Below are 23,205 nucleotides of genomic sequence, written 5' to 3'. Positions count from 1 at the left end.
CGGGGTATCGATCGGGGACATGGTCAGGGTCATGGCACTCGGGCCTCCGGCCGTTCCTCGTCGGTCCCGCGTTCCGCCACCGGGGGCGGCGCGGGCGCCGGCACGATCCCTCTACCGGCGTTGGCGGTCACCAGTCGGTCGCGTCCTGTGTTTCCCTGCCGGAACAGGTGCTCGACCTCGGAGCGGACGTTCACGTCCCCGGCGCCCAGCGCGCTCAACGCTGCCTGTAGCCGGCCAAGATCAGCGACGACCTCGGCGAGCAGCGCGGACAGGGGACTCGCGTTCGCGACGACGATGTCGGACCACAGGTCGGCGTTGGCCGCCGCGATCCGGGTGAAGTCCCACAGGCCCGGGCCGGCCAGCCGAACGATCTCGTCCGGCACCCCCACGAGCCGGGAGGCGACCACGCTCGCCACCACGTGGGGCAGATGGCTGAGCAGCCCGAGAGCGACATCGTGCATCTCCGGACGCATCTCGATGACCTGGGCGCCGCAGCCGGAGACAATCAGACGAGCATGCCGGACGGCGCGCTCGGAGGTCTCGAGGGTCGGGGTAAGCACCCAGGGACGTCCGGCGAACAGGTCCGCGGTGGCCCAGTCCGGCCCGCTGTGCTCCCGGCCGGAGATCGGATGCGCCCCACACAGCCGCGACATGTCGGCGCCGAGCTCCTGAGCATCGATGATCGGGCGAACCTTCACCGACCCGGTGTCACTGAACGTGGCGGCCGGCAGGCGTCGCTGCCAGGCGGCCAGCACCGCGCCGATACGGCTGGGCGGGACGGCAAGCACGACATGATCGATCGTGGCACCGTCGATCATCGCATGGTCAATCAGGCTGGGATCCATCACGCCGGGGTTGATCAGGTCCGGGTTGATCGAGGCATGATCGACGACTGCCGGGTCCGCGGCCGCGCCGGCGGGCACCGTGGGCTTACCCGGCTCGGCGGTCTTCTGCCGGGGCACGACCGCACCTGCGCCCGCGCCACCGACGGCACCAACCAGTGCGCCCACATGCTCGGCGGACGCCGACCAGACCCGCCCGGCACCACGGGCCGCAGCCCGGGCGGCGCGCTCCGGCAGATGGTCGGTGAGTAGAACGTCCGTCCCGTGGCGGCGCAGGGCGAGGCCGACGGATGTGCCGATCAGCCCCGAGCCGATGACAAGCACGCGGAGCTGGGCCAGCGACCGGCCGGCAGCCGGATCACTCGTTGCAGGGGCTGACTGGTCGTGCATGAAGGCGTGCACGATGATCACCAGGTCCGCCGGCGCCACCGGGCCGGGCCGGTCCAAAAGGGCACACCGCCCCGCTCGGCGGCTTCCGCTCCGGAACGTCGGCGGTTCGTATGCCGGATGTCCTCTCCGGCGCTGAGAGTTGTCTCCATACCGTGCCCCCCGCCTGTTTGTGACCAGCACACAGATAACGACACTCGAAAGCCTGCAGAAAGATCACCGAGGAAATTTCGGGAACACCGCAGGAGATGAGCCTCTTTACTGCGGCCGGGGCATCGAACGACACCAGGATGCACTCGCGTGGCGGCCCACCGTCGGTTCAGGGAGGCGCGACGGCAGAAAGCTTCATGCCACTCGGAGGCGACGGCGAAGTCTGTCCTCAGAGAGCGGAGAGAAAATGATCACATGCCATCGGGCATACCCCCGGGATTGGCATGTCACTCCCGACGCCGAGGCCCATGGCCTCGATCACCCGAGGCTCGCCCGCCGTTGTGAAGTCAGCCGGTTCCCCCCTGCTCACTTTGAGACGCGCCCGCGTTTGTCACGCGCAGCCTTGCCAGACGTTCATACTCGCCAGGCATTCACACCCATCAAGCACTGGAATCCATCAGTACCGGCATCCACCCGGAGTGGCTCCACCCGGAGTGGCATCCATCGAGTACTTGCGCGGCCACAGCCCTCTCCGACTGCACCCGTGGCCAGGCTACCACCAGCCGACACCGACATGAAAGCATTCCCCGGATGTTCGCCTGGAGTAACAGAATAGTTAGGTGAGCGCCTGCGGGAACGCGGATCCGACCCCATCCGTGACACGATCATACCGTTTCACGGTCGAATTACCCCCACTCCGCCACCAGTAGTTGCCACAATGCGGTCAGATCCGTCCGCGGGGTCCGAGGAGGGCTCGGTGACACCGGACTGGGCTGCGCCGTCAAGCAACTGGACAGGGTTGGTCAACAACTCGAGGGAACGCTGCATCATCCAGCGGGGATGACGACTCTCGTGAAATATGATCGACAGGTGCAGAACATCGTCGATCTCGGTCATCACGAGCGTGATATCACCCACACTTCCGGGCGTTGTCCCGACGACAAGTTCACGTTCGACCGCGGACCCTCGCCACCTCACTCCGCGCATTGTTGCGGCCCGCCCGAGATAGGTGACCAACACCGTCGCCCGGCCCGGCGGCGGGGCGAGTGGTCCCCCGCTCTCTGCGCCACTACCGGGACGCCGTCGGCGCGCCTCGTTCACAACCCCCACCAGAGCGCCTGTGACCGGCCGAGCCGAGCCGAGCAGCTCGCCGACCGCGGTCTGGACCGCGGTCGGACCAGCCTGTTGCGGAGCGTGGACGGCGACACCCAAGGCCAGGTTGCCGGCGAGGTCGCGCCGCCCGGACCCATAGCGTCGCAGGTCAACCAGCATGATGAGACCATCGTCGCGAACAGCGGCCCCCGCCTCACCGAGTGCCTTGCGCGCCACCCAGCACATGAGAGTCGCCACTGACAGCCCCGGGGCGTGCGCGTCGCGCCAGGTGCGCAGCGCCGGCAGTACCGCGTTCGTCGTGCGCCCGGCGATGACCGCGCAGGCTGGAGCCGGTACGGGCCCCGCCAGCGGTGGTTCGGGGTCCAGGTCACGGGACCTGTCCCGAGCGATCCGCAACAGACTGCCCGGCCGTCGCACGACCTGCCGCGCCAGCAGCCTGACCAGCGCTCGACTGGTCCGCGGGGGCGGTACGCGCAGGAGCGCGTCGGGGTCGTGGGCGCAGCCGAGTGCTGCCTCAACGATCAGGTTTGCCGACGCGGCGTCACCGAGCGCATGCGCCATGACGAACCCGAAGTACTGCCCCCCGACGACCAGCCGCAGCGGCAGCTCGCCGGTGTCAGTCCGCAGCAGCTCGTCCGCTGCCTGCGCGATACCACCCGTCAGCACAGAATGACCCAAAGGCACCACAGAATGGCCCAAAGGCACGGAGTCAAAACCACCTGCCAGTGCGGGGGCGGTGCCTGCGGGCAGCACGTGGAGCATGCGCGCGACGTGCGCGCCGCGCTGCGCTGCCGGGACGGGGCGCCACCGCCCGGCGGCCGCGTCGATGGTGCAGGCCATCGGGTGCCGGGGCCGCTGCGCGACGAACCGGTCCAGCGCATCCATGAGCTGGTCGGCTGTGGGCACCTCGACCGGGCCGAACAGGCGCACTGTCGCATACGGCAGCCAGAGCCGGTCTGCCGCCGAGATTCGGGTCCGCATATGCGGCCCTCTCCTCCCCAGAATGGAACCGGAAAACGTCAGATCGTGCTACCGGCTAGGCCCGATCCTCGGCACGACCGGCCGTCAGCGCCGACCCGAGCAGCCCGAAATCGGTGCCCCGCACGGCGGTGCGCTGCGCCACTTGCAGGAATCGACCGGCGGAGCCCAGGTAGAACCGCTCGTAGAGCTCGGATCTGCCAGCGAGGCCGGTGCCGACGAAGTCCCACGCCAGGCGGAACACCGCGGCCCGTTCTTCGGCCGAGACGCCCTTCGCGCCCTGGTAATAGCGGTCAATCAGCGGACGCAGCGCCGGATCGGCGAACTCCGCGCTTGTCGGTGTGGTCAGCAGGCTGTGCCCGCCGAGCAGCTTGATGATCTCGCCGACGCGGGGGAACCAACGCGGCAGCGTCGGACGCAGCGCGGCAAACGGGGGCTCGGCACAGAACCAGGTGCCGCTGCCCCACTCGTGTGCCCCGGCCTCAGCGGCAGTAAGGGCCGAGCGGGTGAGTTCCAGATAGGTCCAGATCTCGCCGAGCATCTCGGTCGCCGCGGGGCTGGTGTTGTTGACGATCTCGGTCATCCGAGTCGCCAGCTCCCAGGCGAACTGCAGCTTCGTGATCGCGCGGATCGTGGTCTGCTGCATGATGTTCGCGGTCCAGCCGGCCCGCTGCATCACACGGTTGTAAAGGTCGACCTTGCCGTCGAGGAACACCCGTTCCCGCGGCACCTCGACGTTGTCGAGGACAACCACGGCGTCCTGCTCGTCGAACCGGCTCGACAGCGGGGCATCCGCGATACCGCGAGCAGCGGAGTAGCTGTCCCGGCAGAGGAACTTCAGACCGGGGGTAGACATCGGAATGGCGAAGACGAGCGCATAACGCTCATCTCCTTCCATCAGCGGATATCCCGGATAGACGAACAGTTCGTCGGCAAAGGGGGCAAGTGTCGCCAGGGCCCGCGCTCCGCGCACGACGATGCCCCCGGACGTGTCGGCGACCTTGTGGACGGCAATCTGCCCATCGCCCGTGGCGGTCTCCGGTATCGAACGGTCGACGGTGACGTTCACGATCGCATGGGTCAGCGACCAGTCGTTGAGCATGGTCTGCCGGTGATAGGCGAGCAGGTTCGCGGTCCCCTCGTCGTTCCCGTCCCGGGACCACACGTCGGTCCGCCCGGCGAAACCGGCCAGGGTGACGTTGACGTAGTCGGGGCTGCGTCCCATGAGGCCGAGTGTGTAGCGGGAGATGCACTCGAGCGCATCGTGGCGGCGGCGGAGGCCCGAGGCAGACCGGGGAACGAGGTGGGTGACCGGCACCCGCTCGCCGGACTCCGGGTCGGTGGCGAGCAGAAGGTCAGGATGCTCGTGCTGGTAGTCGTAAAAGCCGGCGAGCGTACGCGCCGCTCCGGCCAGGCTCGGGTGCGCGGCGACGTCGTCGACCCGCTCCCCGTCGAGGTAGACCTCGCGGTCATCGGCCAGAGCCCGCAGATAGTCTTTGCCCGTTCTCGCACCCATCCTGTCGCCCCCCTGCATAGATGTCGTTCCTGTGCGGCTCGAGACCTGTTCGACATCACCTGGCCCGGCCCGGTCCCGTCGGCAACGGACACGTCACCGGTGACGGCACGCGATCAGCCACCGGCCACCGGCCACCGGCCACCGGCCACCGGCGTGAGCTGACCACCGCCGTGAGCTGACCACTGACCGCCGCTGGTTCACGTCACCGACACCGACGTCTCGGGTGACTCACTCGTCGCCGATCACCGGCATGTGAGCCTCGGATGGGCGGCCACGCACGTTGCTGGTACGCCCGCGGTTGCTGAACGCACGATCCCGCCGCGTGTCGCGCGCATCCGCCCTCGCGACCGCGCGGCCGGCGGACCTTCGCGGATACGGCCCCCCTCCGTAACCACCCAGACCGGCTCCGTGCTACCGCCGCGCTCGCCGCGACGAGATCACCTGCCGCGACGAGATCGTCCAGGATTCCCTGGAGTGCGATCCGCCGATTGGCCGAATCGCGACGTATCTCTCAGTCACCGAGATTGCCATACACCGTCTGCACGCCTGGATCGGCAGCGCGACGACCTGTCAGGCGCGCTGCCGGCAGGCTGGCGCTGACCGCAGTTGACCTGCGCCTGTCATCATTTCCCCCACAGACCGAGGCCACAGCCTCTACGTTCACCCACCCAGCCCCCACCGGAAGGTCCGTGCCGGGACAAGTCCGGCGACGTGTGAAGTAAGGCTATCACGGTCCACGATCGCACCATTGCCGATCTATGGATTGAGGCGGCAATAATCGGTCGAATGCGTCACAGGTGACGGGTTGGGGGTTTACACGTTACGGGCAGGTTTCTACGCCGGTTCCGATGGGTGTGGGTCTGCGCTTACAGAGAGAAGGGAGCGACCTCGTCGACCTTGAGGACCATGTGGGACACCCACCGATATCGGTCGATATGGATGAGAAGCGCTTAACCGGTATAGCTTTCGAGCACTTCTCACTTTACGGCGTAGCGACCGGGCCGCACCCGGTGCTCCGGCCCGTCTCGCCCACCCGATGCGCCGAAACACCAGCCATCCGAGAATGAGTGTCCCCCGGATGTTGTTTGAGCCTGTCCCCCATATGTCAGCCCATGCGCGCGGTCGCTGTGCCCGGCAATGACGCCGACCGGTGACGAACCCGCCTGCCGTCGCCCTGGAAGTGATCATCTTCGGTGTCGCCGCCCGCCGGTCATGCCCGCTGTCCATCGACGCCGCCGCCGCGCGCCGACGACTCCGCGTCTGGGCAGGTCTGTGACCTGCCCAGCTGGGGACCGGACCGGTGGCAGCCGGCGTCCGGTCCACCGTGCCGGCGGGATGCCGGCCGACTCGGGCAGCGAGACGCCCCCGGCCCAGGCACCCCGGCCGGTGCGCCCCATCAGCCGCTCGCCGTGTCCCGGCACCGTTGCGACGATGTGGCATTCATCGGGGGCATCCACTGGTCCGACAGTTATCAACCCGATCCGGTTGCCGGCACAGTGATCCGGCCAGCCGGCCGCGCGTCCCGATTCACAGCCACACACCACTGGACACGGCTGCTTGCCGAACAGAGGAGATATGACACACGATGCCTGGTTGCCCGGTTCGACCCACCGAGTCCGATCGGGTCAGGTTCGTCGCCGGACGTCGCCGACGTCCTGCTATCATCGGCTGGAACGCAATCTGCGGCACCCGAACGAAGGCGGGTAGGTAACCGCACTACCGGTTGTGGCACTGGCGGTTGTGGCACCAACAGGTGTGTCATCGACAAGCGTGTTGACAACGTCGGGTTGCCACCGCGGCCCAGCCCGCGGGCTCGCCGCCTTGATCACAAGGCATCGCCGGGTGGGAGGGGGAAATGTACCCGGCCAGGTCGGTCTACGGCCCGTGCTCCGGGCATTGCATCGCGCCAAAGTTCGATTTCCTGTGGTCGGATCTTTCGCGAAAGGTGCCGTAGGACAGTGGCTCCCCTGCCAGAACGGGGGCGGCGCGCACGCCGTCCCTCCGCGCGCCACCGTGGTGGCGTCGCGCCCGTATCAGGTCCCGCCCACGGCGGCCATCGGCCGACCCGCCGGGTCATCCTGGCGATCACCGTCGCCGCGGTGCTCGCGCTCGTCGCCGTAGTCTCGCTCGGCCTGTGCCGCCCCGGCGACGACGGGCCGAAGCTCCTGGCCACGTTGTCCGCCGACCAGGTCGTGGTCACCGGGCATGGCTTCCCCAAGCAGACCGGCGTGGACATCAGCGCCTCGACCGGCGGCTACGGCGGCCGCGGCGTCGCGCACTCCACCCGCGACGGCCGGCTCTCCCTGCGATTCCGGCTCCCGTCACACTTCTCCGGAACAGTGCAGCTCCAGGCCCGCACGAAGAACGCGAGCACCGGTACGTCCCTGTGGATACCGTTCGCCCGCCGGGGGCCCGCCACACCCAGCACGCCCGAGGTTCCCGCATCGGCGGCCACGCCCAGCTCCGCCACCGCTGAGCCCGCAACCTCGGAGCCCGCAGTCCCGTCGTCCCCTGCAGCGCAGCCGACAACGGACAAGGCCGCCGACAAGGGCACGATCACCGGCGCGCCGGCCCAGACGGCCGCCTCGGCCCCGACCTCCCGGCCAACGGTCACCGGCAGGCCGGGACCCGTACCCCAGGCCGGACCCTCGACCGCGCCGGCAATCCCCGGCACGGTAGCCATCCCAGGCACCAAGCCGGAGCCCACCATGGTGGCCGGCCCCGTCTCGACATCCCCGGCCGCCCAGCCGGCCGCAAGCGCAACCACCACCGTGCTCGCGCCCACGACCGTCGCCGGCGCCCCGGCCGGGTCACCGAAACCGGTCAGCCCGTCACAACCGGTGCCGCTGCTGCCCGGCGACCTGTGGGCGGCAACGAACGGCGGCAGGGCCCCGGCATACGGCGTGAACACCCATCCGCTGCGGCCTTACCAGAGCAGCGACTACGGCGCGCAGTTCACCCGGTTCGCCGGGATCGGCGCCAGCTGGATCCGGGCGGACGCCAACTGGGGCGCGCTCGAGCCGAACGCCGGCGGCCAGTACAACGCCGCCGAGCTCGCCAAGCTCGACCAGGTCGTCACCACCGCGCGCAGCAATAACCTGAACCTGCTGCTCATCCTCCTGAGCCCGCCAGGCTGGGCGGGGGCCCCGAACAACACTGGCCCATTGCGCAGCCTGGCCCAGTTCCTCGCGACCCGCTACAAGTCGGACGGCAACGGTCCGATGGTCGCGTTCGAGATGTGGAACGAGCCGAACGCCATTGGCAACTCGATGTCGCCGGCCACCTATACGAAGCTGGCCTGTGCGGGCTTCGAGGGAGTCCGCGCCTCGGGCACCCGCGCCCCGGTCGTCGTCGGCGCGCTGGCGATGAACAACTGGAACCCCTGGCTGTCCCAGGCGTTCGACGCCGGCCTCGGCAACTGCATGGACGTCTTGTCCATCCACCCGTACGAGGGCAGCGACTACATCCCCGCCAGCCACCAGATCATGGTCGACCACGGGGTGGGCGACCGCCCGATCTGGTACACCGAGTTCGGCTGGTCGACCTGTAGCGACTGCGCGACCGAGACCTCCCAGTCCAGCAAGGTCATCGGGCGCATCGAGGAGGCCCGCGCGAAGTACCCCTACGTCACCGTCGTGATGCAGTACGAGGACCGCGACGAGCCGTCGGTCTCCCCGGCGATCGAGCAGCACTTCGGCATCTTCCATGCCGACTCGGCCGGTCGGGCAACCACTCCGAAGCCCGTCTTCGACGCCCTGAAATCCTACTTGGCCGAACAGAAGTAGCCCGCCGCGCCCGGCACTCAGCAGGTCGGTTGCTCAGCAGCTCGGTTGAAGGACCAGCGCTTTGATGAGGGCACCCCACTCGTAGGCGATGTTGTAGGGCAGCGACCGCAGCGGCATCGACGGCGCCGTCATGCGAACCTCCCCGTCAAAGCACCGATCGACCCGCAGCCGCGCCCGCGTCGCCTGTGTCCTGCGTGCCGTGACAATCACGCTCCGCCAGTGATACCGCTCGGCCAGTTGCCCCACCTCCCGCCCCTCCCCCTGGGTGGTGAAGGGATCCGGCCGAAAGCAGATCACCCGCACGTTCGTGCCGGCCCGCTCTGCCGGTGGACATGAGCGAGACGACGGCGTGGACACGACCAGGGTCGACGCATAGCCCTCGTGGCTCAGCCTCAGTGCTTTCTGCAGCCCACCGTCGACGCCCCCCAGCACCACGATCGCATCCACTCTGACCGGCCGTTCGAGCGTCGGACGAACGAACAGCCGCACCGTTACCGCCACCAGTGTCAGGCTTATGGCCACAGCGACGCCACGCCGGACCCACCGCCACCGCCGCCGGCTGGGGTCGAGGCGGCCACTGCGGGGCACGGCCGGTGAGCCGCCGACAACGCATGCCCCACGCCGATCAGCGATCAGTAGGCGCCCTCCCGGCGCAGAACAGCGAAGACGGTGCGCCAGAGGATGTAGAAGTCCATGAGCAGAGACCAGTTCTGGACGTAGCGCAGGTCCAGGCGGACGGACTCGTCCCATTCCAGATCCGAACGGCCGCTGATCTGCCACAGGCCGGTGAGTCCGGGCTTCACCATCAGGCGGCGGTGCACCTCGTCCTCGTACTGCTCCACCTCGCTGGGCAGCGGTGGACGCGGGCCAACCAGCGACATCGTGCCGTTCGCGATGTTGAACAGCTGCGGCAGTTCGTCGAGCGACCACTTGCGCAGGAACCTGCCGGCGTGGGTGACCCGCGGGTCGTCGCGCATCTTGAACAGCAGGCCCTCGGCCCGCTCGTTGCGTGCCTCAAGCTCAGCCTTGCGCGCCTCGGCGTCGACGTACATCGAGCGGAACTTGTACATGGTGAACTGCCGGCCGTCTCGGCCGACCCGGGTCTGACGGAAGATCGCCGGGCCGCGGCTGGTCAGGCACACGGCCAGAGCCAGCGCCAGCAGCAGCGGGGAAGCCAGCAACAGCACCGTGATCGCGACGCTGCGGTCGAACAGGGCTTTCATCGCCCGGCGCGCGCCGGTGAGCTCGGGCTCCTCGACATGCAGCAGCGGGAGCCCCGCCACCGGTCGAATGGAGATCCGCGGGCCGGTCACATCGGTCAACGCAGAGGAAACAAGCACGTCGACGTCGCTGCCTTCGAGCGTCCAGAGCACCCGGCGCAGAGTCTCGCCGTCCATCTGTGGGGAGATCGCGACCGTGGTGGCGCTCGTCGCGATGATCGCGTTGTGCAGAGTCTCGGCGGTGCCGACGATGGGCACGCCCAGCAGGTCGAAGCCGCTGCGGTCCGGGGAGTCGTGGCTGTGCCGGCCGGGCAGCCGGTCAAGCACGATGCCGACGACCGTCCAGCCGGCGGTCGGGTCACGCCGTGACAGCCGGACCAGTGCCGCCGCCGAGTCACCGGAGCCGACCACCAGCACGCGGTGCATGCCGCGGCCGGCGCGGCGCATCCGGTGCAGGTAGCCGCGGGCGGCACAGCGGCCGAGCACGGTCAGGATGATCGCGGTGGGAAAGGCGATCAGGACATAGGCCCGGGCGAGCTCGGCCTTGGTCGCATACGACAACAGCGCCACGAACGCGGTGAGGTGCGCGGCCGCGTTGAGGACCCGGCGGAATTCCTCCGAGCCGCCAGCGAGGAACCGACTCTCGTAGGCCCGGCCGAGGAACATCGCCAGCACCCAGGCCACCGGCAGCGCGACCGACATCACCAGATACGGCGTCGCCGAGACGGGCTTCAGGTCAAACTCCACGAAGCCGCCGAACCGGACGACGTAGGCGGCCACGGCGGCGACAACGCAGGCAGCGGCGTCCAGACCCGCGAGGATCAGGCCGTACCGGCGCTCCCACGGCACCCTGGCGCGGTACCGGTCGAGCGCGGCCCGCTTCTCCTTCTCCGGACCGGCGTCGTCCGGCTCGACCGGGTCGCGGAGCGCTGGTGGCGGAACCGCCATCGGCCGCGTACGCGTCCGCTGAGTGGGAACCGGTCGGGCTTCGCTCGACGGGTCGGCTGTCTCGGCCAATCCACCGGCCCCGAGCAGGCCAGCTGTCCGGGACACGGCCTCCACCGCGGACGGGGCGTGGGCGGTGGCCGCGACATGAAGGGGAGCATCGGCATCGGTATCCGCACCGCCCGCGCCTACACCGTCCGCGTCCGCGCTCTCGGCGTCCGCACTGCGCGCATCCACCGGGACGCCGCGGAGCGGCCAGTTCGACGCTGCCAGTACCTGTGGATGCCTGGCGAGGGTGCGGATATTGTTGATGGTGATCGTTGTTTCACTCAGCTCGCCGCTACCGGGCCATTCCACCGCGTCGCCCGCCGTTCTCTCTGCGGACTCCGCCTTGGAATTACTGACAATAGTTTCGGTCATCTGGCGGACCCCTCACAGTCGGCCTGCCTCGTCGGCCTGACCTGCCTGACCTGCCTGGTCGGCCTGGTCGGCCTGAACAGTGGCTGGCCGGAGAGCACCGGCGGCACGGGTGCGAGCACGAAGTCGGACACGGATGATGATGCCGATGCCGGCGCCCGCGACGCCCATGATGGTAGCGACCCCATGGGCGCCGTCGACACCAGACGCGACGATTGCACCCGACGACGAGCACGACAATGCGACAGGGCCACAGCCGAGCCCCCGAACTCGACAGGAACACCGGCTGGCGTGAACCATGTTCGACAACCACGGTTCGACAACTACCGTTCGACAACCACGGTTCGACGCCAGCGCGGAATATGCTTGCTCATTGTAGCGCGCCGGCCTCGCCGAACCTATGGCGGTATTCCCCCGTCTGGCGTCAACGTGACGTGCGTCGCTCTCGGCCAGATTCTGCCCCAAAGACGCGCGGGTCATGCTCTCGAAACGGTGCGTCCGCAGGCGGATGCTTACGCCGTCAGGTAGGCGCGCAGGAGACGTTCGCCCTCGTCAATGGCAGCGAGTTCGACGTGCTCGTCGCGGGTGTGGGCGAGGTTCGGGTCGCCGGGACCGTAGTTGAGTGCGGGGACGCCGAACTCGGCGAAACGGGCGACGTCCGTCCAGCCGTACTTGGCGACCGGAGTCCGGCCGGTGGCGGCGATGAACGCGGCTGCGGGCGCGGCGGAAAGCCCGGGTGGGGCACCGCCGGCAAGATCTGTGACCTCAAGATTATACCCGTCGAGAACCTCGCGGACGTGAGCGAGCGCGCCCTGCGGGGTCCGGTCGGGGGCAAAGCGGAAGTTCACCGTGACGGAGCAGGCATCGGGGATGACATTTCCGGCGACCCCACCGTCGATGCGCACCGCCGAGAGGCCCTCACGGTAGGTACAGCCATCGAGGGTGACCTGACGTGGTTGGTAGTCGGCGAGGCGGCGCAGGACCTCCGCGGCCTTGTGGATGGCGTTCTCACCGAGCCAGGATCGGGCCGAGTGCGCCCGGCGTCCAGCCAGCCGGACGACGACCCGCAGGGTGCCCTGGCAGCCGGCCTCAATCTCGCCGGATGTCGGCTCCATCAGGATCGCGAGGTCACCGTCGAGCCAGTCCCGGTGGCGAGCGGCGAGGCGGCGTAGCCCGTTGTGCACCGCCCCGACCTCCTCGTTGTCGTAGCAGATCCAGGTGATGTCATGACGCAGCGCACCAGGCTTGGTCAGCGGCAGGGTCGCCGCGAGGCGCAGGGCGATCGCGACGCCGGCCTTCATGTCCGACGTACCACAGCCGTACAGCCTGTCACCGTCGATCCGCGCCGGCAGATTGTCGGCGATCGGCACCGTGTCGAGGTGGCCGGCGAGTACGACCCTCGAGGGCAGGCCGAGGAAGGTGCGGGCCACCACCGCGTCGCCGTCCCGTTCGACGGTCAGCCCGGCGATTCGGCCGAGCGCCGACTGCACGGCGTCCGCGAGCGCCGTCTCGTCGCCGCTGACCGAGGGCACGTCGACGAGACGGCGCGTGAGGTCCCCGACCGGCGCGCGAAGGTCCAGATCCATGCCGCCGACCCTACGGCCTGGCGGCATCCCGCCAGGCCGGGCACGCGGGCTCAGCCGCCGGCGACGCCGTGTTCGCGCAGGACGTCGTTAAGAGCGAGCTTGTCGTGAATCTCGCCCTCGGCCAACGTGCGCAGCACCAGGATGCACGGCATCCCGAAGTCCCCGGCGGGGAAGGAGCGGATCCGGGTCGAGCCGACGGCGACCGCCCGCTCGGGGATCTCACCGCGTGGGTACTCTTCGCCGGTGGTCGCGTCGAACACGTGGGTGGACGCGGTCAGGATCGCCCCGGCGCCGAGCTTCGCCCCGCGGCGCACCCGGGCACCGTCGACGACCATGCAGCGGCTGCCGACGAAGGCGTCGTCCTCGACGACGACCGGGACGGCGTTCGGCGGCTCGAGCACACCCCCAAGCCCAACCCCGCCGGACAGGTGCACCCGCTCACCGACCTGGGCGCACGAGCCGACAGTCGCCCAGGTGTCGACCATGCTCCCGGTGCCGACATATCCGCCGATGTTGGTGTAGCTCGGCATGAGAATCGTCCCGGGCGCGATGTACGCCCCCCAGCGCACGATCGCCCCCGGCACCACCCGCACGCCGTCGAACCGGGTCTTCAGCGGGACCCGGTCGTGGTAACGAAAATCGCCGGCGGACGACTCGACCATGTCCAGGACCTTGAACGACAGCAGGATGGCCCGTTTGGCCCGCTCGTCGACCACGACGGACCCGTCGGCGGCGACCGCTGCCACCCGGGCCTCGCCGGCGTCGATGGCGTCGATGGCGGCAACGATGCTCTTGCGGGCATCCGCGTCATCCGGCGTCAGCTCACCGCGGCGGTCCCACAGGTCGTCGATGACCGGATCGATCGGCGAGGCGCCGCTCGGGGAGGTGCCGCTCGAAGCGGCGCCACCCGCGGCGTCGAGGGAGGTGTTGGAGATGCTCACAGACCTGACCTTACGAGGTTCCGCTGCGCCCCGGGCGATGCCGGTCCGCACACCACACCCGGTGCGTGCCGCCGCGGTGATGCCATACACGCACGCATTGCGGATGTGACTGCACCGCGGCCGGGGACGGGTCAGCGAATGTCAGGCTCGCCGTTCCATGAACCTGGACGGGAACCTGGATGGGACTCGGGGTGGCTCTCTGGGTCCCCGGCCTGGTCCGCGTAGCGGTCCGGGTCGTCCTCATAGCCGCCAGGCCGGCCGGCGCGGCGCGGCGCCCGGTCATAGGGTCCGGGACGGCCTGGGCGGCCGGACTCGGGGGCTGCCGGGGGCACCTGATATCCCCCCGGCCGGCCCGCATACGCCCCGGGCCGACCCGGATAGCCGCCGGGATGGACCGGGTACCCGCCGGTCGGGGCGTCGTTCTGGCCGGGCCGGGGCTCGGGACCGGATCGTTCGCCATAGCCCGCCAGCGGAAGCTCGTAATCAGCAGCTGACTCGTAGGGCACCCGCGCCACCGCACCGGCGGGCGGGTAGCCGACCGGCGACTCGGCGGAATAGCCCTCGCGCGGGTCGGCGTAGCCCTCGCGAAGGTCCTCGTAGCCCTGACGCGGGTCGGCGTGTCCCTGACGCGGGTCGGCGTAGCCGTCTCGCGGACTGCCGTGGCCTTCGCGCGGGTCGGCGTAGCTGTCCCGGGAGCCGCCGTAGCCGTCGGCATATCCCCGCCCGCCCTCCGCGACCGCGCCGGTGTACCCCCGCGGTTGCTCGACGTAGCCGCCCGCGGGTGCGGGCTGCGGGTATCGGCCTGGCTGGGCCTGGCGGTAGCCAGGTGACGGGCCCGGGGCCAGGACGCCGGTGATCGACGAACTCGTCCCCGGTGCGCTCACGGCCGGCGGGATCATGGCCATCCGCTCGGGCACGGTCGCAACCTGCGAGTCGGGCGCGGTGAGGGCGACTCGCACGTGCTGGCGGCCGGCCTCGCCGTAGAACGTGCCGGGGGCGACCAGAACCCCGACGCCGGCCAGCGCGTCCAGAGTCGCCCAGGCGTCCTCGCCCCGGGTTGCCCACAGATACAGGCCGGCCTCGCTGTGATCGATGGTGAACCCGGCGACCGACAGCGCGGCCGCCAGCACAGCACGCCGGTTGGCGTACCGGCCACGCTGGTCGGCCACATGCAGGTCGTCGGCGTAGGCGGCAGCCATCGCCGCCTGCACCGGGGTCGGCATCATGAACCCGGCGTGCTTGCGCACCCCGACCAGGCCCGCGACGAGCTCCGGATCGCCGGTGACGAAACCGGCGCGGTAGCCCGCGAGATTGGACCGTTTCGACAGGGAGTGCACCGCGAGCAGGCCTTCGTGTGAGCCGCCGCACACATCCGGATGGAGCACCGAGACCGGCCGACCCTCCCAGCCCAGCTCGATGTAGCACTCGTCGCTGGCGACGATCACACCGCGTTCGCGGGCCCAGCCGACGACCGCACGCATCTCGTCGACGGACATGACGCGGCCGGTCGGATTCCCGGGTGAGTTCATCCAGACGAGAGTCACCCCGTCCGTCGGTCCGACGACCGGCACGCAGCGGGCAAGCAGCGCCCCGACCTCGTATGTCGGGTACGCCGGGGTGGGAACCCAGACTCGGTCGCCCGGCTCCAGCCCGAGCTGGGCGGGGAGCTGGGCGACCAGCTCCTTCGTCCCGAGCACCGGCAGGATGGCGCCCGGATCGACGAGGACACCGAGGCGGCGGGCCAGCCAGCCCGCCGCGGCCTCCCGAAGATCCGGAGTCCCCACCACCTGCGGATACCCCGAAGCGTCCGCGGCACCGGCGAGCGCCTGTTGAATGACCGCCGGTGTGGAGTCGACCGGAGTCCCGACCGAAAGATCAACCAGTCCGTAGGGGTGCGCGCGCGCCTTCTCCTTGAAGGAGGCGAGCTGATCCCAGGGGAAGTCGGGCAGCCGCACGCGGGAACGAGCTGGTGATCTCAGGACTCCCGAGGTGTTACCCGACCGCCCTGGACTACTCAGGACTCACCCTGGGGAGCCAGCGTGGCGACTGCCGGCGGGTCGAACTCGAGCGCGCCGACCTTCGAGGCGCCGCCGGGCGAGCCGAGCTCCTCGAAGAAGTTCGCGTTGTTGTTGGTGTAGCCCTTCCACTGATCGGGGACATCGTCCTCGTAGTAGATGGCCTCGACCGGGCAGACCGGCTCACATGCGCCGCAGTCGACGCACTCGTCGGGCTGGATGTAGAGCATCCGTCCGCCCTCGTAGATGCAGTCGACCGGGCATTCCTCGATGCAAGCCCTGTCCTTGACGTCGACACAGGGCTCCGCGATGACGTAGGTCACCGGATGTTCCTCCTCGGGCTCACGGGCGACTGAGTCCCTAGTATCGACATGGACAGTTCCGTGTCGACAGCAAGGGCGTGCGCTGGTGGTGTATGTCGTCCGCATCACTCGGGCCGACATCGGCGCGCGAGTCATGATCCGGCGGCGCATCCCCGGGCCAATACCTCTCAGTGATGTCCTAGGGACGCTTCGGTCATGGTCATCGCGCGTGCTGACGGTCGAAACGGCGGAAGGTGCTGCCGTTCAGATTACCGAGGATGACATCGTCGCGGCACGCGTTGTTCCCGCCCGCCCCCCCGCGCGGCGCCCGCGGCAGGCCGTCGACACCCCGGTTGACGAGCCCCACGGGCAGACTGGACCGGACAGAGACCTGACGTACCCCGCCACCATCGTCCGAACCCGGCCGGTCGAGCGCGCGACAATTCCGCCCATGACCCACGCAGTTTCCGACCCAGCGGATCCGGCGAGCCCGGCGGATCCGTCGCACACAGCCTGCAACCGGATGCGGGGGGGATCCGGCAGCGGGCGGGAGGCGCGAAGCCGGTGAGCAGCCGCAGCCGGTTCGCCGAGGCCGTCCGCCAGGAGCCCGTCGATCTGGCCCTCGCCTGCCATCTGCTGGCCGCCGAGGCGTACACCGCCGATGCAGGCACAGCCGAGGCAAGCACAGCCGAGCCGCCGGACCCGTCGGTGACTCTGGAGGCGCTGGACGCGCTCGCCGCTCGGGCCCGGCCGCTACTGGCCGCCCGGACCACCACGAACCGGCCTTTCCCCCGAGCGGAGCGGGGCAACTCCGCCGGTGCACCGGGTACCGGCCAGTCCGCAGCCAGCCTCGGAGCCGCCGGCACGGGCACCGGCACCGGCGGGGCCAGGTGGGGACATGGGTTCGGCTGGCTCGAGCCGCGGGCCGCCGCCGAGGCGCTGCACGAGGCGCTGGGGCTGGACGCCGGATTCGCCGGAACCGCCGACGACTACGAGGATCTGCGGTCCTCCCTGTTGCCCGATGTGCTGCGCCGCCGCCGCGGGCTGCCGATCCTGCTGTCGATCGTCTGGTTGGAGGTCGCGCGGCGCCTCGGCATCGCCGCCTACCCGGTGGGCCTGCCGGGGCACGTCGTCGTCGCCGTCGGCTCGCCGGAGGACTTCGTCCTGGTTGACCCGTTCGCCGCCGGGCGGCTGCTGACCATCCACGACGCGGCGGCCAAGGTCCGCGCGAGCGGCGTGGCCTTCAGCCGGGCGCATCTCGCGCCGATGACCGCCGCCGACGTCCTCACCCGCATCCTCGGCAACATCCGCGTGCTCGCCGCCCGCACCGACGCGCCCCGCACCCGATTGTGGGCGGTGGAACTGTCGCTGCTGCTCCCCCACCATCCGGCTACCCTGCGCCGCGAACGGGGCGAACTACGCATCCGTCTCGGCGACTTCCTCGGCGGCGCACAGGACCTGACGGCGTTCGCCGACTCCGTCACCGCCGTGGAGCCGACCGCGGCCGCCGCCGCCCGCCAGGCGGCCATCACCGCCCGCGCCCGGCTGAACTAGGGATCTGGCCCCGGCGCCCGCCGCGCGCTAACGTCCGGAAGGGCCGTCGCGCGGCGTGGGCGGGGCGGGCGTGGGCGGGGCGAGGTAGCCGCCCTGGTAGAAAAGCAGCGGGTCGACGTCATCGCGCCCATGATCGAGGTAGACGACCTCGCCGATCACCAGCGTGTGGTCACCGCCGGGATGCGTGGCCACCGTGCGGCACTCGAAGACCGACAGAGCACCGTCGAGCAGCGCCACCCCGGTCCGTGGGCCGAGTGTGTGGGCCCAGCCGTCGATCCTGGCCCCGCTCGGCTCGCCGCCCCGCTCGCCGTTCTGGTCGCGGTCGCGGGAGCGCCGGGAAAAGTGCCGAGACGCGTCGGCCATGTCCGCGGCGAGCACCGATACGCCCCACACGCCAGCGGCCAGCAGCGGCGCGTGGAAGTGCGCGTCACGGCGGATACTGGCCAGGACGAGCAGCGGGTCGAGCGAGACGGACACGAAGGAGTTCGCCGTCATTCCCAGATGGCGATCGCCGTCGCGGGTAGTCAGGACGGTCACCCCGGTGGCGAACCGCCCGACCGCCCGGCGAAACTCACCCGCTTCCAGGGGTGCCCGAACGGCGTACGGTCCGCCGCGGATCTCCTGCGGCAGGCTGCCCACCCAGCTCACGCTACCGCCGTCGGAGCATGCGGGCAGTGCGTACGGCAGGACTCGTGACAACCGGCCCGGCCCGGCCATATCGACCGCGGCGAAGCCCGACTCAGCGGACGGGCGGCAGGGCCGTCAGCCCGCGCCGGGCCCGGCCGATGACCGTCCCGACCACGGGGCTCAGGCCCCCGAGCAGCAGGAAGGCATACGCGCTGGCGCTGGAGCGCAGCAGCAGGTCGCCCTCCGCGCGGGTGGTCGCCAGCAGGAGCACGACCGGCGTCCAGCCGATGAGGACGGTCATCGGTCCCAGCCGGGTGCCCGTCAGCCAGCGCAGCAGTACTGCTGCCGCGCTGTTGCCGAGCAGGGCCAGCAGCAGCCCGTACGAGAGGAACGCACCGCCCGCACGCGGCCCGTCAGGCAGCAGGAACACCCCGTACAGCCCGAGCCCGGCGCCGAGAACGACACCCAGCACGTACGCGACGCCGAGGAAGACCCGCCCGGGCTCGGTCAGCGCATCCCGGCCAGGCTCCCCGGCCACCGCCGAGCCCGCTCGCGACGACCTCGAGCGGGGTGGCGTGGGGCGGGGACCGGAACCGGGACGGGGCATGCGTCGACAGTAGGACATGCCACGACCCGGCCAGCAGCCGTCGGACACCCCCGGGCTGCCGCGGGCCACGGATGGGCAGCGGTTCAGGTCGTGACGAGCTCCCGCGGGACGACGATCACGTCGACGAGCGCGCCGCGCCGCCACACGGTGAGCTCCACCGGGCGACCGATCGTCCTCTCCGTCAACAGGCGCTGAAGATCCCCCGGAGTGACGATCGGTGTCCCGGCGAGCGACAGCACAAGGTCGCCGGTGAACAGGCCCGCGGCTCCGGCCGGACTGCCCACGATCACTTCCGCGAGGCGCACGCCGTGGTTCTGCCCGGTGCGCCGGACGACGGCCGGTGGCAGGGGAACCCGCATCCCGGCCACCCCGAGATAGGCCCGCCGGACCCGACCGTCCCGCATCAGTGCCGCGAGGATCGCCCGGGTCGTGACGTTCACCGGGATGGCAAGCCCCAGCCCGACGCCGGCCACCGCGGTGTTCACCCCGACCACCCGCCCGTCGGCCGTGGCCAGCGCGCCCCCCGAGTTGCCCGGATTGAGCGCCGCATCGGTCTGGATCACTTCGTCCACCACCCGCGCCGCCGAGCCCGATCGCGTGGGCAGGGACCGGCCGAGCGCGCTCACCACGCCGGCGGTCACACTCCCGGTGAGCCCCAGCGGATTGCCGACAGCCACCACCAGCTGCCCGACCCGCAGCTGCGCCGCGTCACCGAGCAGCGCGGCCGGTGGTGTGTTCCCGCGCGCCCGCAGCACGGCCAGATCGGACAGCGGGTCGGCGCCGACCACGTCGAACTCCCGCTCGGTCCCATCGGCGAACTGGGCCAGCCCGACCGGTCCTCCAGACCTCCCGCCGCCGTGCAGGCCCTCGACGACATGGGCCGAGGTCAGCAGAAATCCGTCATCGGTGAACACCACCGCCGAACCGGCCCCCGCGCCGTTCCTGGTCCGCACCCGCAGGCTCGCCACCGCCGGTGTGAGGGCTGCGGCCACCCTGGTCACCACGGCTGAGTAGGCGTCCAGGGGATCGGTGTTGGGTCCGCTGCTGCCGTCGTCCATCCGACCTCCCGGGCCAGACACCCTGACTTGCCAGACACCCTGACTTGCAGGGATTACAGCGTTACAAACGCCACCCAGGCCGTCGGGATTCCCGACGCCCCCCGATCAGGCACCCGTCCGGGCTCGGTGTCAGATGTCGACGCCGGCGAGAAAGTCCCGTTCGCGGCCGCCCGGCCCGGTGCCGGGACCACGGCTGCCCGCGGCGAGGACGAAATGCTCGGTACCCCAGGCCCGCTGACCGATGCCGTCGGCGAGGGCGAAGAAGAACCCGTCGACGGCCATCTGGGTCCGGTGGGAGCGCATGGCATCCACCTTGGCCTCGAAGAAGTCTGGGGCGGTGATCTCGGTGGTGATGGCCGCGTCATCGAGGAACCGCACCGGCGAGTCATCGACGGACTTCAGGCCGGCGAAGGGGTTGTTCGCGACGTCCGAGTCACGGAAATGCTCGAACCCGGCGACCGCCTGGGAGCGGGACATCGCCGTCTCATAACGCTTGGCGGGCTGCCAGGGGGCGCCGGTGTCGGGCGCGAAGGACTGGTCGGCGGCGTCGGTGAAGGCGCGGGCGGTGAGCTGGTGGGCGCGGATGTGGTCGGGATGACCGTAGCCACCGAACGAGTCGTAACTGACCAGGATGTGCGGGCGGACGTCCCGGATGATCCGGACGAGCTCGGTCGTCGCCTCATCGAGATCGGCCTGCCACAGACAGCGGGGATTGTCGTTCGCGGGCGTGCCCATCATGCCGCTGTCGCGGAAGCGGCCGGGGCCACCGAGGAAGCGGTGCTCGGTGACCCCGAGTGTTGCGCAGGAGCCGGCGAGCTCACCGATGCGGTAGCCGCCGAGCTGATCGCCGAGATCGGCCCGCAGATTGATCAGCTCGGGCACGAGGACCTCGCCCTCCTCGCCGAGCGTGCAGGTCACAAGGGTGACAGACGTGCCGGGCGCGGCGGCGTACGAGGCGATCGCGATGCCGGTCGAGATGACTTCGTCGTCCGGGTGTGCGTGCACGAACATCAGCCGGCGGGCGGCCAGACTGGCGGGGGACGGGGGAGATGTCACAATCCCGACCCTACGACCCGCCGCCGACAGTTCACGGCTCTCCAGCGCGGCGTCAGGCCCGGCGGCGGGAGCGCAGCTTCTCCCGCTCGCCAGCGGTCAGGGCCACCTTGCGCAGGCGGACGAAGCCAGGGGTGACCTCCACGCACTCGTCCTCGCGGCAGAACTCCAGGGCCTGCTCGAGGGAGAGGATGCGGTGCGGGGTGAGCCGGACCAGCTCGTCGCCGGTGGACGAGCGCATGTTTGTGAGCTTCTTCTCCTTGGTGGGATTGACGTCCATGTCGTCCGCCCGAGAGTTCTCACCGACGATCATGCCCTCGTAGACCTCGGTCGTCGGACCGATGAACATCGTGCCGCGCTCCTGCAGGTTGAACAGGGCGTAGCCGGTGGCCGGACCACTGCGGTCAGCGACCATGGAGCCCGTGGCGCGGGTACGCAGCTCACCGAACCACGGCTCGTAACCCTCGAAGACGTGGTGCAGCAGTCCGGTGCCGCGGGTCTCGGTAAGGAACTCGGTCCGGAACCCGATCAGGCCGCGGGCCGGGACCAGGTACTCCAGCCGGATCCAGCCGGTCCCATGATTGATCATCTGCTCGACCCGGCCCTTACGCAGGGCGAGCAGCTGGGTGAGGGTCCCGAGAAACTCCTCGGGGGCGTCGATGGTGAGCCGCTCGACCGGCTCGTGCACCTTCCCGTCGACCACCCGGGTGACGACCTGCGGCTTGCCGACGGTGAGCTCGAACGCCTCGCGGCGCATCAGCTCGACGAGCACGGCGAGCTGCAGCTCACCGCGGCCCTGCACCTCCCAGGTGTCCGGGCGCTCGGTCGGCAGCACCCGGATGGACACGTTGCCGACCAGCTCGGCGTCGAGGCGGTTCTTCACCAGCCGGGCGGTGAGCTTCTTGCCGGACCTGCCGGCCAGCGGCGAGGTGTTGATGCCGATCGTCATGCTGATCGACGGCTCGTCGACGGTGATGACGGGCAGCGGTCGGGGGTCCTCGGCGTCGGCCAGGGTCTCCCCGATGGTGATGTCCGGGATGCCGGCGACGGCGATGATGTCACCCGGTCCCGCCTCCTCGGCGGGGACACGCTCGAGCGCCCGCGTCATCAGCATCTCGCTGATCTTGACTCGCTGCTGGCTGCCGTCGGCACGGCACAGCGTGGCCTGCTGGCCGCGGCGGATCGTCCCGTTGTGCACCCGGCACAGCGCGAGGCGACCGAGATAGGGCGACGCGTCGAGGTTCGTGACCAGCGCCTGCAGCGGCGCGTCCGGGTCGAACGAGGGCGCGGGGATCGTGTCGAGCAGCACGTCGAACAGAGGCTTGAGGTCGGGCGAGTCAGGGCTCGCGCCGTCCTCGGGGCGGGTCGTCGAGGCGCGGCCGGCCTTGGCGTTGCAGTAGACGATCGGGAAGTCGATCTGGCCCTCGTCGGCGTCGAGGTCGAGGAAGAGCTCATAGGCCTCGTCGACGACCTCGGCGATGCGGGCGTCGGACCGGTCGACCTTGTTGATGACGAGCACGACGGGCAGCCGCTTGGCGAGCGCCTTGCGCAGCACGAAGCGGGTCTGCGGCAGCGGGCCCTCGCTCGCGTCCACCAGCAGGACGACGCCATCGACCATGGACAGGCCGCGCTCGACCTCGCCACCGAAGTCGGCGTGGCCGGGCGTGTCGACGATGTTGATGGTGATGTCGCCATAGCGGACCGCGGTGTTCTTCGCGAGAATCGTGATGCCCTTCTCGCGTTCCAGGTCCATCGAGTCCATCACCCGATCGGTGAGCTCGGCATGCTCGCCGAACGCGCCGGACTGGCGCAGCATGGCGTCGACGAGCGTGGTCTTGCCATGGTCGACATGGGCGATGATGGCCACGTTACGAAGATCGGCGCGTGTGGACACGGTGAGGCGCTCCGGGGCGGACATGGGGCTCTCAACCCCGCAACAGACGGACGGCGGCACGCACGGACGGCGTGACCGCGCGGCACGGCCCGGCGCACGCTGACGCGGCGGCGACGGCCGTACCACTGCCCATGGTACGGACCCGAACCGGCATCCATGTCCACCCCGCCACCGACCGCCCACATCCATCGCCGTGCGCCGACCGCACGCCCACC

The 23,205-nt window shown here is 70.1% G+C and carries 18 protein-coding genes; 4 read left to right on the top strand and 14 right to left on the bottom strand.

The window, feature by feature from the left end; all coding sequences use genetic code 11:
- Positions 1–29: 29 nt before the first annotated feature.
- From MXD95_RS03510 to MXD95_RS03500, 3 genes are all read right to left on the bottom strand, one after another.
- Entirely contained in the window at positions 30–1,271 is a 1,242-nt protein-coding gene (locus MXD95_RS03510) for a prephenate dehydrogenase/arogenate dehydrogenase family protein (protein WP_250639048.1), read from the bottom strand.
- Between the two features lie 783 nt (positions 1,272–2,054).
- Entirely contained in the window at positions 2,055–3,473 is a 1,419-nt protein-coding gene (locus tag MXD95_RS03505; protein ID WP_250639047.1) for a serine/threonine-protein kinase, read from the bottom strand.
- Positions 3,474–3,528: 55 nt separating this feature from the next.
- Entirely contained in the window at positions 3,529–4,986 is a 1,458-nt protein-coding gene (locus MXD95_RS03500; protein ID WP_250639046.1) for a 4-hydroxyphenylacetate 3-hydroxylase family protein, read from the bottom strand.
- Between the two features lie 1,150 nt (positions 4,987–6,136).
- On the opposite strand from MXD95_RS03500, the gene MXD95_RS28390 reads away from it, so the two are divergent.
- Complete coding sequence (locus tag MXD95_RS28390) at positions 6,137–6,262, top strand: hypothetical protein (RefSeq protein WP_285223503.1); 126 nt, start codon at positions 6,137–6,139, stop codon at positions 6,260–6,262.
- Positions 6,263–6,944: 682 nt separating this feature from the next.
- Positions 6,945–8,771, top strand: a complete 1,827-nt coding sequence (locus tag MXD95_RS03495; protein ID WP_250639045.1) for a cellulase family glycosylhydrolase — start codon at positions 6,945–6,947, stop codon at positions 8,769–8,771.
- 33 nt (positions 8,772–8,804) lie between these two features.
- On the opposite strand, the gene MXD95_RS03490 is transcribed toward MXD95_RS03495, so the two are convergent.
- The 6 genes from MXD95_RS03490 to fdxA all read right to left on the bottom strand — a co-directional run bounded on the left by MXD95_RS03490 (position 8,805) and on the right by fdxA (position 16,218).
- A complete protein-coding gene (locus tag MXD95_RS03490) occupies positions 8,805–9,218 on the bottom strand; it encodes a YdcF family protein (RefSeq protein ID WP_250639044.1) in 414 nt (137 codons plus the stop codon).
- 185 nt (positions 9,219–9,403) lie between these two features.
- Complete coding sequence (locus tag MXD95_RS03485; protein ID WP_250639144.1) at positions 9,404–10,939, bottom strand: sugar transferase; 1,536 nt, start codon at positions 10,937–10,939, stop codon at positions 9,404–9,406.
- Between the two features lie 926 nt (positions 10,940–11,865).
- On the bottom strand, positions 11,866–12,939 hold the full coding sequence (dapE, locus tag MXD95_RS03480) for a succinyl-diaminopimelate desuccinylase (protein WP_250639043.1): 1,074 nt from the start codon (positions 12,937–12,939) through the stop codon (positions 11,866–11,868).
- A gap of 50 nt (positions 12,940–12,989) precedes the next feature.
- Positions 12,990–13,880 carry a 2,3,4,5-tetrahydropyridine-2,6-dicarboxylate N-succinyltransferase gene (locus MXD95_RS03475; protein WP_374121948.1) on the bottom strand — a complete coding sequence of 297 codons (891 nt, stop codon included), beginning with the start codon at positions 13,878–13,880 and terminating at the stop codon, positions 12,990–12,992.
- A 131-nt stretch (positions 13,881–14,011) separates the two neighbouring features.
- Positions 14,012–15,835, bottom strand: coding sequence for a succinyldiaminopimelate transaminase (gene dapC, locus MXD95_RS03470; protein ID WP_250639042.1), 1,824 nt, complete (start codon positions 15,833–15,835; stop codon positions 14,012–14,014).
- A gap of 59 nt (positions 15,836–15,894) precedes the next feature.
- The gene (gene fdxA / locus MXD95_RS03465; RefSeq protein WP_250639041.1) at positions 15,895–16,218 is read right to left on the bottom strand and encodes a ferredoxin; all 324 of its coding nucleotides are present in this window, start codon (positions 16,216–16,218) and stop codon (positions 15,895–15,897) included.
- 85 nt (positions 16,219–16,303) lie between these two features.
- Between fdxA and MXD95_RS29520 the strand changes: the two genes are divergently transcribed.
- Both MXD95_RS29520 and MXD95_RS03460 read left to right on the top strand, forming a co-directional pair.
- Positions 16,304–16,765, top strand: a complete 462-nt coding sequence (locus MXD95_RS29520; RefSeq protein WP_462166781.1) for a putative acetyltransferase — start codon at positions 16,304–16,306, stop codon at positions 16,763–16,765.
- The gene (locus tag MXD95_RS03460; protein WP_250639040.1) at positions 16,762–17,751 is read left to right on the top strand and encodes a transglutaminase family protein; all 990 of its coding nucleotides are present in this window, start codon (positions 16,762–16,764) and stop codon (positions 17,749–17,751) included. Before MXD95_RS29520 ends, MXD95_RS03460 begins: the two co-directional genes overlap by 4 nt.
- A gap of 27 nt (positions 17,752–17,778) precedes the next feature.
- Here the strand turns inward: MXD95_RS03460 and MXD95_RS03455 are convergent, their stop codons facing one another.
- The 5 genes from MXD95_RS03455 to typA form a co-directional block, all read right to left on the bottom strand.
- Entirely contained in the window at positions 17,779–18,390 is a 612-nt protein-coding gene (locus tag MXD95_RS03455; RefSeq protein ID WP_308301437.1) for a flavin reductase family protein, read from the bottom strand.
- A 100-nt stretch (positions 18,391–18,490) separates the two neighbouring features.
- Entirely contained in the window at positions 18,491–18,916 is a 426-nt protein-coding gene (locus tag MXD95_RS03450) for a DUF6113 family protein (RefSeq protein WP_250639039.1), read from the bottom strand.
- Positions 18,917–19,068: 152 nt separating this feature from the next.
- Positions 19,069–20,043 carry a S1C family serine protease gene (locus MXD95_RS03445; protein WP_250639038.1) on the bottom strand — a complete coding sequence of 325 codons (975 nt, stop codon included), beginning with the start codon at positions 20,041–20,043 and terminating at the stop codon, positions 19,069–19,071.
- A 129-nt stretch (positions 20,044–20,172) separates the two neighbouring features.
- On the bottom strand, positions 20,173–21,054 hold the full coding sequence (gene mshB / locus MXD95_RS03440; protein WP_250639141.1) for an N-acetyl-1-D-myo-inositol-2-amino-2-deoxy-alpha-D-glucopyranoside deacetylase: 882 nt from the start codon (positions 21,052–21,054) through the stop codon (positions 20,173–20,175).
- 97 nt (positions 21,055–21,151) lie between these two features.
- Positions 21,152–22,990 carry a translational GTPase TypA gene (gene typA / locus MXD95_RS03435; protein WP_250639140.1) on the bottom strand — a complete coding sequence of 613 codons (1,839 nt, stop codon included), beginning with the start codon at positions 22,988–22,990 and terminating at the stop codon, positions 21,152–21,154.
- Positions 22,991–23,205: the final 215 nt, after the last annotated feature.

The organism is Frankia sp. AiPa1, assembly GCF_023243075.1.
Taxonomy (GTDB): domain Bacteria; phylum Actinomycetota; class Actinomycetes; order Frankiales; family Frankiaceae; genus Frankia.
Note: the sequence above shows the minus strand (reverse complement) of the source record. Positions and strands in the feature narration are given on the sequence as shown.

Bases quoted from the DNA above. Each gene is read 5' to 3' on its own strand.
- MXD95_RS03505 (WP_250639047.1), bottom strand. From the start codon at position 3,473: ATGCGGACCCGAATCTCGGCGGCAGACCGGCTCTGGCTGCCGTATGCG.
- MXD95_RS03500 (WP_250639046.1), bottom strand. From the start codon at position 4,986: ATGGGTGCGAGAACGGGCAAAGACTATCTGCGGGCTCTGGCCGATGAC.
- MXD95_RS03485 (WP_250639144.1), bottom strand. From the start codon at position 10,939: ATGGCGGTTCCGCCACCAGCGCTCCGCGACCCGGTCGAGCCGGACGAC.
- dapE (WP_250639043.1), bottom strand. From the start codon at position 12,939: ATGGATCTGGACCTTCGCGCGCCGGTCGGGGACCTCACGCGCCGTCTC.
- MXD95_RS03445 (WP_250639038.1), bottom strand. From the start codon at position 20,043: ATGGACGACGGCAGCAGCGGACCCAACACCGATCCCCTGGACGCCTAC.
- mshB (WP_250639141.1), bottom strand. From the start codon at position 21,054: ATGTTCGTGCACGCACACCCGGACGACGAAGTCATCTCGACCGGCATC.